This window comes from Shouchella rhizosphaerae (assembly GCF_900142675.1).
In the GTDB taxonomy this organism is placed as follows: Bacteria; Bacillota; Bacilli; order Bacillales; family Bacillaceae_D; genus Shouchella; species Shouchella rhizosphaerae.
Genome location: NZ_FRBS01000009.1, coordinates 1 through 14,500 on the forward strand (window position 1 = coordinate 1; position 14,500 = coordinate 14,500).

General features: G+C 38.7%; 7 protein-coding genes, 2 tRNA genes and 2 rRNA genes. 7 read left to right on the top strand and 4 right to left on the bottom strand.

The window, feature by feature from the left end; genetic code table 11:
- The 7 genes from BUC05_RS19895 to BUC05_RS19930 all read left to right on the top strand — a co-directional run.
- Positions 1–317 (top strand): 23S ribosomal RNA (locus tag BUC05_RS19895); the annotation flags it as partial.
- Positions 318–623: 306 nt separating this feature from the next.
- Positions 624–739, top strand: a 5S ribosomal RNA gene (gene rrf, locus BUC05_RS19900).
- 22 nt (positions 740–761) lie between these two features.
- Positions 762–836: transfer RNA gene (locus BUC05_RS19905), tRNA-Asn, on the top strand.
- Between the two features lie 7 nt (positions 837–843).
- Positions 844–916: transfer RNA gene (locus BUC05_RS19910), tRNA-Thr, on the top strand.
- A 606-nt stretch (positions 917–1,522) separates the two neighbouring features.
- On the top strand, positions 1,523–9,019 hold the full coding sequence (locus BUC05_RS19915; RefSeq protein WP_073305816.1) for a SpaA isopeptide-forming pilin-related protein: 7,497 nt from the start codon (positions 1,523–1,525) through the stop codon (positions 9,017–9,019).
- A 19-nt stretch (positions 9,020–9,038) separates the two neighbouring features.
- On the top strand, positions 9,039–9,602 hold the full coding sequence (locus tag BUC05_RS19920; protein WP_073305818.1) for a class D sortase: 564 nt from the start codon (positions 9,039–9,041) through the stop codon (positions 9,600–9,602).
- 714 nt (positions 9,603–10,316) lie between these two features.
- Complete coding sequence (locus BUC05_RS19930; RefSeq protein WP_063609063.1) at positions 10,317–11,102, top strand: MerR family transcriptional regulator; 786 nt, start codon at positions 10,317–10,319, stop codon at positions 11,100–11,102.
- 321 nt (positions 11,103–11,423) lie between these two features.
- Here BUC05_RS19930 and BUC05_RS19935 read toward each other — a convergent pair whose 3' ends face one another.
- The 4 genes from BUC05_RS19935 to BUC05_RS19950 form a co-directional block, all read right to left on the bottom strand.
- Positions 11,424–12,299 carry a phosphotransferase family protein gene (locus BUC05_RS19935; RefSeq protein WP_035202343.1) on the bottom strand — a complete coding sequence of 292 codons (876 nt, stop codon included), beginning with the start codon at positions 12,297–12,299 and terminating at the stop codon, positions 11,424–11,426.
- A gap of 73 nt (positions 12,300–12,372) precedes the next feature.
- A complete protein-coding gene (locus BUC05_RS19940; protein WP_073305819.1) occupies positions 12,373–13,128 on the bottom strand; it encodes a GAP family protein in 756 nt (251 codons plus the stop codon).
- Between the two features lie 31 nt (positions 13,129–13,159).
- Positions 13,160–13,594, bottom strand: a complete 435-nt coding sequence (locus BUC05_RS19945) for a hypothetical protein (protein WP_073305826.1) — start codon at positions 13,592–13,594, stop codon at positions 13,160–13,162.
- A complete protein-coding gene (locus BUC05_RS19950) occupies positions 13,591–14,388 on the bottom strand; it encodes a MerR family transcriptional regulator (protein ID WP_073305827.1) in 798 nt (265 codons plus the stop codon). Before BUC05_RS19950 ends, BUC05_RS19945 begins: the two co-directional genes overlap by 4 nt.
- Between the last annotated feature and the right edge of the window lie 112 nt (positions 14,389–14,500).

The window sequence follows — 14,500 nt, forward strand, 5'->3', positions numbered from 1 at the left end:
GTTCAGAACGTCGTGAGACAGTTCGGTCCCTATCCGTCGCGGGCGTAGGAAATTTGAGAGGAGCTGTCCTTAGTACGAGAGGACCGGGATGGACATACCGCTGGTGTACCAGTTGTTCCGCCAGGAGCATCGCTGGGTAGCTACGTATGGACGGGATAAGTGCTGAAAGCATCTAAGCATGAAGCCCCCCTCAAGATGAGATTTCCCATGGCGTAAGCCAGTAAGACCCCTTAGAGATGATGAGGTTGATAGGTCAGAAGTGGAAGCGTGGCGACACGTGGAGCGGACTGATACTAATCGGTCGAGGACTTATCCTATACATTCTTGACACTTGAGTATTTCGGATTTAGTTTTGAAAGAATCACCGATTCTTTCCATACTTACACTTCAGAGCAGACGAAGAGATTCGCCGCTTATTCTGAAGTCAGAGAAGCGAGGAGTTCGAGGACAGGAGTGCTCGAAGAAGGGTGCGTACCCAAACGTACGTGACTGACTGAGAGACACGAACTGGACGAAGAAATCCGAAGCTTAAACGATTGACAAAGAGAAGCAAGAAGGTCGAGGATTGGAAGTGTTCACGAACGAGACGAAGAGATTCGCCGCTTATCTGAAGTCAAGTAGAGTCCGGTGACAATGGCAAAGAGGTCACACCCGTTCCCATGCCGAACACGGTCGTTAAGCTCTTTTGCGCCGATGGTAGTTGGAGGCTTCCTCCTGCGAGAGTAGGACGTTGCCGGGCTTTTTCTATATATTTTTTTCGTTCCACAGTAGCTCAGTGGTAGAGCTATCGGCTGTTAACCGATCGGTCGCAGGTTCGAATCCTGCCTGTGGAGCCATTTTTGTGCTTCCATAGCTCAGTCGGTAGAGCACCACCATGGTAAGGTGGGGGTCAGCGGTTCAAGTCCGCTTGGAAGCTTTCTTATACTGATAATAAAGTTTCTCCGTCGATGGAGAAGCTTTTTTTGTTTTTAAACCAAAAGTTTTCCTATGAAACATTGCGAGTCCTTCAGCCAAACCACATAAAATGGATGACGGATATCAACTAAAAAAACAAGGAAACGAATTCTCAAATTCACTTATAAAATACCACATAAAAAAAGTATAAAACACACAAGTCCAAAGCACTTCTTTTTTACCATTTTTATCTATTTTCGTGAGTTTTATTTCAATATATATTAAAGTGAGATTAACTTACTATAGAATTAATTAATCCTTGTTATAACAAGAGCAATTTAGGTTGGTAATTTAACTTTTAATACAGGCTACGCACTAAAAATAGCTTTTCAGTAAATGCTGTAGAGAACATCATAATAAGTTATGCAAAATGATTATTTAGAACTATATAAAATTCTTATTTTTACAATTAACTTATCTTGATAAGATGATATTACTATGTATAATTTGACAGATTTTTTAACGATGTTATGATTTTGTGTAAATATATGGGCTAATAACGCATCTATTGACGCTTAATAGCATGTAAGGCTCTATATAGTTATTAATTTTATTTAAGGAGGGCTCTATGAGAAAGCAGAAGGGTAACATAAGAAAAGGCTTTATAGTAATGCTTATTTTCTTAATTCTTTTCTTGCCGTTTGGACAAGTTGGGTTAACGGAAGCTTCGGAAAGAAAGTTTGAGAACGAACTTGATATCTCTGTTGAAGGGACACCAACCCAAGAACAAGTTATTCTTAATGTAGTAACAGACTACTCGGATTTAAACAATTTGGAGCTTGTTCTTCCAAAAGGAATTGAATATGATGAAGAGAGCACGAAAGAGTTAAATTCTAATAGTGAAATTACGTATCATTATGAGGAGAATCGTTTAAATATCCCGAAAGAAAAAGGGTCTCCAATCTCTGAAAATATCATTTTAACAGGGTTCAATGTAGGCGATAATATTCTACAAGTTAGAGGCCAATTTGAAGACGGTGGCACTGAAATTGTAGAGTTTAAGGTTTCCGTGGAATCGGATAGTTCCAGTGGGAATGAAGATTTAGAAGAACTTGATACGGAAGCGGAAGTAGAAGAATTTGAAAAAAACCATTCGGATCAACCAGAGTCAGATAACTTAAATGAGGATGAACAACTAGAAGAAAATAAATCTGAAGACAATTACGCTGATGAAACAAATGGTGATAATCAAGAAGAATCCTCACCCACAAACAGTGAAACAGAATCCCAACAGCAAGAAGAAACAAATCAACATGAAGAAGAGAGTAATGAAGATCAAGATAAGCCTATCTTTACACCAATGGCAGGAGATTTAAATGTAGATATTGATATTTCACCATTGAATGCGAGTGTCTTGGCTGGGAACGATGCAGCTTATAAGTTAGTGTTTAAAACAACCGGTTCTATTACAGAATACACGAATGCAAGAATAACAATCGATTTGCCACTTTCAAATGAAGTGACCTTTAATCAATCGTTATCAGAATTAAGAATAGCTGGTGTAGAACCAACATTTGATTCGGAAACAAGCCAGTTAGTGTATCAATTTGAACGGTTACAAGCAGGTCAAACGTATGAAAATATTATCAAATTGGCGACAACAAATGGTTTGATGGCTAATGGTACAGAGCTTGGCGTGCAAGCCTCATTTGAAGCGGATCAATTCGGTGAGGTGCAAGATACCGCAACAGTCGTAATCGATGCTTCTACTACTATTTCTGCTTCTAAACGATATACGGAAGCCAGAGGCAATGATAGGAACTTACCAATCCCTAATGCACAAACGGTATGGAAAATGAAAGTAGACATTCCGAAAAACAATATAGGACAAAATTATTTAGAGCCCGGCTCTCAAATTACTGTCGTTGATACGCTTCCAAATGGTTTAACATACCATTCAACGATCACTGGTCCCGAGCCAGAACAAACTGGAAATACTTTAACTTGGACATTTGAGGCGCCAAGTATTGAAGAACAAGAAGCGGCAGAAGACACATTGTTTAACACGGAGCTAGAAGTTGTATTAAGAGTAGGTAATAATACAGTTGATCAAACGTTGACAAATAATGTTGATGTTACTGCTCAGTTTATTGGTAATGATAATGATACCACTGTTAACGCAAATCACAGTGTAACGATAGCTAATTCTGATCTTGCGAGTGGAGAAATTCGAGGAAATGTGTTTGTTCCTGGGCATATTGGACCTATAGATGATAAGGGGAATATCGGTTCAAATACAAATAGAGACCCGAATCCTCTTGTATATGACGATGCGCTATTAGCCTTTTTTCATAATGTCTCACCCTTACATGAAAGTAGCGAAGGGGATTTCCAAGCGTATACAACCGTAATGAACATTGATGAACATTTAGTGTTCAAAGAAATGAAAACAGGTAATAATTTTGTTTATAGACCTACTAACCAATTTCCTCCTGGTGTTCCATTTATAGATCCACCTCGTTTTAATATTGAGGCAGATGTGGATGGAGAACGTTTGGTTTTAGTCGAAAATGCTAGTGTTCAACAGACTTACACTAGAGCAGATTTAGGAATTGAAGAAGGCGCACGAGTAAGTGCGATTTATCTTAATTTCACGTATGCTCCTAGTGGCATGAGTGGAGCTCATCCGACATACTATTTTGAAGTAGAACCAGGCTATGTAGGAAGTGTGACAAATGAATTTGACGTATATGGTACCGGTGGAGATGGCACAGTATTTGGAAATAACACAAACGGTAGGAAATATGGGTCCGCAGAATTCTTTAATAACATCGCCGGTCCCCGTTCTGCACAAATTGCTCCACGACCGACAGATCAACCGCCAATTGCTACGGTTGATGTAGAATTAACGAATCATCAAGGTGCCTATGTAGATTTTGGTGAAAACCGTATGCGTGTAAACTTAAATACGGAGAATAGTTCTACGTTGGCGATGAATGAGCCATTAGAGGCTATGGTGTTGTTACCGCCTGGTGTCACCATATCCGATAATCCAGACGCTGATTTTACCGATGCGGACGGAAGAGCTTCAGATGGGTCATTTGAAATTGTAAGTGATAATTACAATGATACAGGTCGACAGCTTGTTAAGTTTAATTGGACGGATCGTCTACTTAGACCAGGTAATAACGTAGCCTCTGAGATTAATATTCAGATCAATGAAGGGGCAGCGAATGTACTCACCTTTGATGTATATGGGTTCTCAGGTGATGAGGCGTTAACTGTACCGTCTGTTGATAATCCAGGACTAACAGATACCGTTTTACAAACGGATTCAGAGGATTTAAACGGAAATGGCAATGTTGATCAACCTCGTTTGAAATCGAGTAACGAATATTATATGAGTGGTCAGTATAATATCCAGACAGAGAAACTTGTCAGAGGAGAATTAGATGATGAGTTTACTAGGTTTGGAAGAACGGTTCCTGGAGGAGCAATTGATTATCAATTAACCCTAACGAATACAACGGGAAGTACAATTTCTACGATGACATTAATGGATGTTTTGCCATCTGTTGGTGACTTAGGTATCACTGATAATATTGATCGTGGTAGTCAATTCACACCGCAGCTGACAGAAGCGATTCAGCTTCCGTCACAATGGACAGATCGAGTGGATGTGTATTATAGTACTGCACTCACTCCAGAACGAGATGACTTAATCAGACATACCAATTACCCTGACACAACAGAGCAACTCTCTAATCCTGAAGGGGCACAGGTGCCGAATTGGGTCTTGGCATCTGAGGTAGATGATTGGTCTTCCATTCATTCCTTTAAGATTGAGCTTAGAGATGGAGTAGAATGGATTGATGGAGAAGATATTGCCATTACTTTCACTATGATAGCTCCAGAAGCAGCGGATGTGGATCCGAGTGTATTGGATAAAACAGTAAATCCTACTCAAAGAGCCGCATGGAACTCTTTTGCGATCGCGACTGATCAAGGACAACCTGTCGAACCAGCAAGAGTTGGCGTGTACATGGATCTGGATAACTCTGTTCAACTAACAAAGCAGAGTGAGGACGGAGAGCTCCTTGAGGGGGCGGTGTTTACACTATTTAATGAGGCAGGCGATGAGGTAGCTACCGGCTTAACAACTGATGAGAACGGAATTCTTTTCATCGAGGATCTTTTGCCTGGAAACTACGAATTAGTTGAAACACAGGCGCCAACGGGTTATGTGTTAGATGCTACACCTATTCCTTTTACCATTGATTTGGCGGTTCAAGAACTAATTGAACTGACAAAAGAGAATAGCCCGTTACCAGGCTCTGTGGGACTTAGTAAAGTGGGAGAGGATGGCGAAACGCTTGAAGGAGCTGTTTTCAGTCTATTCGATTCCGAAGACAATGAACTTCAAACAGGCCTAACCACAAATGAAGAAGGTCGACTCGTCGTAGAAGATTTAGTGCCAGGTAGCTACTATTTTGTAGAGACTGAAGCACCTTTTGGTTATGTGTTAGACGATTCACCGTTACCATTTGAAATCGACTTTAACCAAGAATCGCAGGTAGAATTAACGAAAGAGAACACGTTAATACCAGGTGCGGTTGAACTAACAAAGGAAGATGAAGATGGAACGATTCTTGAAGGCGTGGAATTCGAGCTTCAAGATAGTGATGGCAATACATTACGTGAAGGCTTGCTTACAGATGTAGAAGGTAAACTTTTCATTGATGATTTAACACCAGGAAGCTATCAATTGGTTGAAACAGCAACACTCCCAGGCTATGAGCTGGATCCAACACCGATTTCATTTGAGATTGGCTTAGGACAAACAACTGTAACTGAAGTAAGCTTTGTGAACGAGTTTACGCCAGGCTCTGTCGGTTTAACAAAAGTCGGAGAAAATGGGGATACGCTCGAAGGAGCTGTTTTCAGCCTATATGATGCAGAAGATAATGAACTACAAACAGATCTAACCACAAATGAAGAAGGTCGATTGGTTGTAGAAGATCTGGCACCAGGCAGCTACTACTTTGTAGAGACTGAAGCACCGTTTGGTTATGTGCTAGACGATACGCCATTAGCATTTGAAATCGACTTTAATCAAGAGGCACAACTGGAATTAACAAGAGAAAATCTCTTAATTCCGGGCGCTGTTGAATTAACGAAAGTCGATGAAGAAGGGGCCCTTCTTGAAGGTGTAGAGTTTGAGCTTCAGGATAGTGATGGAAATGTACTACGTGAAGGATTACTCACTGATGAAGAAGGAACACTCTTTATTGACGATTTAACACCAGGAAGCTATCAATTGGTGGAAACAGCAACGCTCCCAGGATATGAACTGAATCCAACACCGATCCCTTTTGAAATTGGTTTAGGGGAGACGACTGTAGGAGAACTTAGTTTCATTAATGAGTTTACGCCAGGCTCTGTTAGCTTAACAAAAGTTGGGCAAGGCGGGGTAGTGCTTGATGGAGCCGTCTTCAGCTTATTTGATGCAGAAGACAATGAATTACAAACAGGTTTAACAACAAACGAAGAAGGTCAATTAGTAGTAGAAGATTTAGCACCAGGCACCTACTATTTTGTAGAAACAGAGGCGCCATTCGGCTATGAGTTGGACGATACTCCTTTAGAGTTTGAGATCATCTTTAATCAAGAGTCGCAGCTAGAATTAACGAAAGAAAACACGGTGATTCCAGGTGCTGTTGAATTGACGAAAGAAGATGAAGATGGAACCGTCCTAGAAGGTGTAGAGTTTGCCCTCCAGGATAGTGAAGGAAATGTATTACAAGAGGGACTGCTAACGGATGAAGAAGGTACGCTGTTTATTGATGGTCTAGTACCAGGCAACTATCAGCTAGTCGAAACAGCCACGATTCCAGGATATGTATTGGATCCAACACCAATCCCATTTGAAATTACACTGGGTCAAACAGAAACCGTAGAACTAAGCTTTGTGAATGAGTTCAGCCCAGGGTCTGTCGGCCTGATAAAGGTTGGAGAGACTGGAGAAACACTTGAAGGAGCTGTTTTCAGCCTATATGATGCAGAAGACAATGAACTTCAAACTGGACTAACAACGGATGAAGATGGAAGAATCGTCGTTGAAAATCTTGAACCAGGCAATTACTACTTCGTAGAGACGGAAGCGCCGTTCGGTTATGAGCTGGATGACACGCCGTTAGAGTTTGAAGTTGTCTTTAATCAAGAGGAGCAACTGGAACTAACGAAAGAAAATACCTTGATTCCAGGAGCTATTGAGTTAACGAAAGAAGACGAAGATGGCACCCTTCTTGAAGGGGTTGAATTTGAACTTCAGGACAGCGAAGGAAACACACTGCGTGACGGATTGCTTACAAATGAAGAAGGCAAGTTGTTGATTGATGATTTAGCACCAGGAAATTATCAACTCATTGAAACAGCGACGCTTCCTGGTTATGAGCTAGATCCAACACCGATTGTGTTTGAAATTGGGTTAGGAGAAACAACGGTAGGAGAACTTAGTTTTGTTAATGAATTCACGCCAGGCTCTGTCGGACTGACTAAGGTCGATGAAGGAGGAGAAACGCTTGAAGGAGCGGTCTTCAGCTTATTCGATGCAGAAGATAATGAACTGGAAACAGGACTAACAACAAATGAAGAAGGTCGATTAGTAGTAGAGGGCTTAGCACCAGGCAGCTACTACTTTGTAGAAACCGAAGCACCGTTTGGATACGAGCCAGACTCTACACCGTTAGAGTTTGAGATTGTATTCAATCAAGAAGCGCAGCTAGAACTAACAAAGGAAAATGTGTTGATTCTAGGTGCCGTTGAATTAACAAAAGAAAATGAAAATGGAACGCTTCTTGAAGGTGTAGAGTTTGAACTTCAGGACAGTGAAGGAAATACACTGCGTGAAGGGTTGCTCACAGGAGAGAATGGTGTGCTGTTATTGGATGATTTAGAGCCAGGCAGCTATCAATTGGTTGAAACGGCAACGATTCCAGGTTATGAGCTAGACCCTACGCCAATCCCATTTGAGATTGAACGAGGCCAAACAGAAACCATTGAATTGAGTTTTGTAAACGAGTTTACGCCAGGATCAGTTGGGCTGACAAAGGTCAATGCAGATGGGAACGTTCTTGAAGGAGCGGTCTTCACATTATATGATGCAGAAGGCAATGTACTTAAAACCGATCTGACAACGGATGAAGAGGGTCGACTAATAGTAGAAGAGTTACCACCAGGCAGCTATTACTTTGTAGAAACCGAAGCACCAATAGGGTATGAACTGGATGCAACACCACTTGAATTTAAGATCGTATTTAATCAAGAAGCACAGGTGGAAGTTATAAAAGAAAACACCATACTACCAGGCGCAGTTGAACTGACAAAAGTTGATGAAGACGGAGAGACACTTGAAGGAGCAGTCTTCACTTTATACGATTCTGAAGGTGAAGATCTTCAAACGGGTCTCACAACGGACGAGGAAGGTAAACTGGTGGTAAGTGACTTAGTGCCAGGCAGCTACTATTTTGTGGAAACCGAAGCGCCGTTTGGCTACAAGTTAGATGAGAAGCCATTAACATTCGAAATTGAGTTCAATCAGCAGGAAGTTGTAATGCTAGAGGCAATCAATCACTTGATTTTAGGTAGTGTAACCATTATTAAAGTTGATTCAGAAACGGATGCAACGTTGCAGGGGGCAGAATTTGAAATTCGAGATGATAAGGATCAAGTAGTAGAGACGATTATTACAAATGATCTTGGTTTAGCAGATGTTAAAGATTTAACCCCGGGCGATTATCAATTAATTGAAACTAAAGCGCCTGAAGGTTACCAGCAGTTAGATCATGCGATTGAATTTACGGTGAAGGTTGGAGCAGAAGAAGTTCTAGAGCTATTCGTGCAAAACACGAAACAGCCATCGGAAGAGCTGACTCCTCCACCGATATCTGAAACACCAGAACCATCCGAAACACCTCCAACGAGTGAAAAAACAGAGGACTTGCCTAAAACATTACCTCAAACTGGTGAGGAATGGTTTAGATATCTATTAATAGTAGGTTCATTATTCATTATCGTTGGAAGCTTGCTCGTAGTGTTTAATCGAAGAAAAGGGGCTATTTCTTAATTGAAAGGGGATGAGTTCAATGAGAAATGTGAAAGTAATGACAGGAATTGTGTCCATACTAATTGGACTCATTCTTGTCTCCATTCCTTTTTATCATGAATGGAAGACTGGAAAAGAAATAGATCGATTAACGCAGGCTGTAAATCTTATTTCAAATGAAGCAAGTGCGCAGGTGATGAAGGAAGAGTTCGAGTATGCGAAAGACGTTATCTGGTTAGAGATTCCTGATATTGACCTTAATCAAATGGTTTTGCCGGAAACAACCGAGTACAACCTTAATGTAGGTTTAACACAGATTAAACCTAATCAAATTCCAGGAGAAGGCAATTTCACAATAGCAGGTCATAGAGGCTACAGAGGAGATCGTTTTTTTCGAAATCTCCCAGACGTAGCTATTGGGGCAACAGTGAGATTAATTGCAGATAACAAAACGTATACCTATGAAATTACCTCATCTCAAATAATTGAACCGACACAAACAGACATTTTGTTAGATGAAGAAGGAAAAAACGAGATAACACTAATCACATGTACGGTGGATGGTCATAAAAGAATTGCTCTCAAAGGACTTCTTATAACATAAAATGAGAGGAAAATGTTCATCAAAAAGTCCATTGTTGACCAATTAATTAGAAGAAAGTTCTTCTAAATGATAACCGATGAGAGCATTTTTTGTATGATGTGCTTCTTCTAGTCAACCTATACCTGTAGTACCAAGGCTTGCGAAGCTTTGGTACTTTTTTAGTCTCCAGCAGTACCGGTAAGTACCACCCAAAATCAAGCTGTATAAATGTCGGAATTTATTACGAAATATAGTTTTGATCCCTTCTTTAGGTGTCCTAGGGGCTGCAATTTCAACCGTTGCAACGATGATCTTTTGGAACTTAGTATTATACCTATTAGTTAGAAAAAAAGTAGGTATCAATACATTCTCAGTAAAAAGAATCTTTTATTAAAAAGGAGGAAACAATGGCAATTTCAAAAGAAGAGGGTCCTTTGTTACTGAGTTAAATGAGAATGAGTTGAATTATTTACATGAAAAAGGTAGCGAGTATGGAGCAGCGACTGGAAGGAAGAAAGTTCACAGTCGAATTTAAGAAACAGCTTGTGCAACTTTATGCTTCCCGAAAGCCGAGAGCGGGAATCCTCTGTGAATATGAACAAACTGTCGTGCATTTATAAATTGAAATGTCCATTGTTACTTCCTCATTACTACACAATGCCATAAGAAAAAAATACTTGCTAATGACATAACGTCAAGTGTTAGAGTTTAAACAGAAAGGGAGTGAGAACATTGATGATGGAAAGAAAATACTCCATTGGGGAATTTGCGAAACTGACTGGGATTACTCAACGAACACTGCGACACTACGATCAAACAGGGATATTGAAACCTTTTGACTACACGGAACATGGGCATCGAGTTTATAACAACAGATCCATTGCCCAGCTTCAGAAAATATTAGTGCTGAAATTTTTGGATTTATCACTTGGAGAAATTTTAGAACACTTAGAGCGTCCGGAACAAGATTTAGCACAGACAATGGTTGAGCAGAAAAATATGCTGCTAGAAAAGAAAAAACAGATTGATACAGTGATACACATCATTACTCGTGTTCAAGGGATTGTTTCAGGTTCAGATCCTGTAGATGAAGAATCATTGCTTGTCCTTATTCATGCTTTAAAAAATGCAGAGGTACGAAATCGCTGGATAACTGAACATGAGTCCGATTCTGTGTATAATAAACTACACTCACATACACAAGAACTTGAGTTGGATAAAGAAATGACTGTATGGACTAGTGTAATGAAACGATTCATTCAAGCAGGAAAAGCACCGAATGACCCTGAAGTTCTGGCACATGCCGAAGCCATGATCTCTATTTTGAAACCAGTAGTCGCCCCACTTTTAGACGAAGTAGCGCTGGAACAACTCGAAAAAGGTGAAAGTTCTTTATTTGAGTCTAATCCTTATTTGTTCCCTAGTGCTTTTAACAAAGAAGAGGAATTGTTTATTGAAAAGGTTATTAATGAACTGATTCTTAGTAAAGGATCCCTTCAACAGGAAGATAAGAAAGAATGAGCACTTTAATGGAAATTGAGAAGCATACCTTTTCAAATCGGGTATGCTTTTTCAATCGTTTTCCCTCTAGTTTTCAAACCCGTGATCAGTATTCCATACTTTTGTTGTTATAACTGAATCTTTTCTGACTAAATCTTTTTGCTACAAGCCGTACCAATACTCCTATATCCTAACGCTATTGGCATTCGAAACAGCTTGAGTAGTCTCATCATTTTAATTAGGAAAGGGAATAGGAAATTTAGTCTTTCCTCTATACGGGGTTAACTCGAAATGTATGTGAGAGCAAATCCTTTCAATCAGAGGGGTTAGACAAATAGGAATTTATCTAAATCCTTTAATCCCACTTTCAAAGGCCTGTTTATCATCGTTCTCAATCCCGTGTAATGCTTCTTGTAAAGCGAATGTACTTTTATAAAAATTAGCTCGGTCTGATAATTCGCTATCATTAGGATATAGACTAATACACATATCAAAAAAATGTCTACCATAACTGGAAAGTATCCCAGCAAAATCATACGCAGGATCTCCTAAGCAAGAACCACCAAAATCTATTATACCTGTAATTCTACTTGATTCTGGGTTCCACAAAATGTTGGATGACCCGAAATCTCCGTGTATAAGGGATAAATGTAATTTTGATAATGCTTCCCCATTTAGGAACTTCTCAAAGGAGTGTGATATTTCTTTTTGTGCTTCTTTTCTCATAAAAGCAAATAAATTTTTTTGAATCTTACTATATAGTTTGTTTATTTCTTCACGAGGGTTATTAACCTTTAGTTTCAACTCTCGACTTAGTTTCTCTTCCGAAATGGAATGCAGCTCTACAAGAAAAGAAACAAGTTGTGTAGCTAAGCTTTTCACCAATTCATGATTCTTTATACCGCTTAAACTTTCCCCCCACAAAGGCACACCATCGATTAGATGATAGCCAGTGAAGACCTTACCGGGCTCTAATTCTTCAAAATACTGATATATTGGATTTGGAATAGGAGTGGAAATGATATCTTTAATGTATTGTAGAATTTCTGTCTCTCTTTTTAATTGAATAATTCCATTTTTATATTTGGGAAATCTAAAAACTAGAGAATGGTTTACAATTAATACATCATTATTTTGTCCCATTTCATTAAGATAAAAGTTTTCAATGGATATACTAGGATAAATCGATTTAACGTTTTTCATATAGTTGTTTATCATTGAATACTATCTCCTTTTTTATTCCCAAGTTTCTTGCCCCGTAGCTTTAGATCATTTTCAATGTAAATTGAGGCTAGGTTACAAAAGAGACGTTTAGAATGCAAGCCATGAGATGATAAAGTTCTAACTCATAAATGGCATTAGCTGCTAGGATAAATCCAACAATGCCAATTATCCATGCTGTTGTGTTTCTGGCATTCTTTGATAACCATATTTCTAAATGAATAAGGGGTTTTTTTAGCAAGTTATGGGCAAACACTCTTCCCATTAATAAAATTAGTGCGGGCAGAATCATGATTATGCAGTAACCAAACAGTATAAATCCAGATTGTTGAAGTGAATAATCATTAGAAGAAATTATTCCTATTGCTAATAGATATGGTAGCATGGTAGCCACCTCTAATAGACATGCGGTAAATGCAAGACTTATGAGCATAATTGAAGATTGTTTAGCAGTATTGGAGTCACTTAAAAGCTGATCTCTCCAAACAGATGGGTTTGTTTTCTCTTGTTTCTCTGTTCGTCTATCTATTGTTTTTGAGTCCATTCTATAGCTTATAATGATTAAACCCACACCTAAAATAAGTTGGAAATACTGAAACGTAGTCGATTGGAAGAATGTTTCACCTAGATTTAGCAAAGCTTCAGCACTAATTACAAGTACTAATCCAGTGATAAAATAAAAAAGCACTACAGTGACTATATAGATAGAAAATCTTTTAATTTTTATTTCTTTTGAACTTATTAATAGCCACAACGGGATTAACAAAGTCCCGAAACTCAGGGAATCGATTAAAGCTAAAAATATTAAATAAGATAGGTCGTTAATTTATTCCACCACCGTTCCATTTTCTAGTGTTTTACTGATAGGACAATATGTTATCTATAAACTTATTCTCACAAACAGCTGTTGCTAATTCTCCTTCGCTGTCGTGAGTAGCTACTTCTATTTCATCATATAAAATTTTACAGGATATCCTATCGCCATCTTCTCCTGCTGTAGCTTTAACTTTGGTTGAACTTATTGGAAATGCTGCATCGGTGGGTATTACAAATGTTTTTGAATAAGGGACCTCAATTGATAGTTCGTTAACTGTTTGAGGGCTATTTCTACTATTAATTTCCACCTCCAAGTCAGAGGCGTACGAAGCGTTACTTTCGATAATAACTTGTATGATTAATTCCTCATTTTCATTATTTGGGCTACTGTTGTCTTTATTCTCAACTACTCCACATGAAGCAAGAGAAGTACTTACACAGATTAGTAAAAAATAAAGGCGCTTAGGCTTCTTCATTCGTTTTTCTCCTTTCGTTCTTCTTTTTTGGCCTTGTTGTTTTCATAGTGGTAGAACATTTTATCAATATAAGCTGTTACTTCAGTATTCATGCCAAGTACTAGTTCATTATCGCTGGAAGGGTTTATTAGTTCCCAATAAAAATTCATTAATTCTTCATCGCCTTCAAACAATTCAAGTGTTTTTATATAAAGAGTATGAGCTATTTGTTGGACAGTATTCGATTTCGGATCCATGTGCAAAATGTCACGAACTTCGTTGAAAATAGACAATATTTCTTCCAGTCTCGGATCGTCACTACCGATAACAGGTAGCCTTTCAAGTATCTCCTTTTGTTCTTTTGTAATTTCTAATGCTTCATCAAAACGAGCAGGGATAATACCATTAACCAAAGTTCTTCTATTTAAATCTTCTATAACGTCAAGCATTTCCTGTGGTTCCAAATGCCCTTTTAATTTAATAACGTGTATAGTCGCATTTAAATAGTATTGTAATCGGCTTAATCTCTCTTTTTCGGCTTCAATTAATTTAACTTGCTCTGATAGTGAATGAATCCATGTTTGATTTTCCCCTGTCTCACTTTCAGAGTCAAAAAGGATCTTTATTTGTTCTAACGTATATCCGATTGATTTTAATAACAAAATTCTTTGTAATTGTGAAATGGCTTGTTCATCATAATACCTGTAACCATTATCTTTTATTAAAGAAGGCTTTAAAATGCCTACATTTTCGTAATGGTAAAGTGTTTTTTTACTGATACCAATTTTCTTAGCTAACTGTCCAATTTTTATCATATTGCCACCCTCCATATAATGATTATAAACAATGACGTTAAGGGAATAGTCAATAGTAGTCTTAACGATAATGGCTAACTTATTCTTTCGAGAGCAAGAGAGTAAGGTGGGG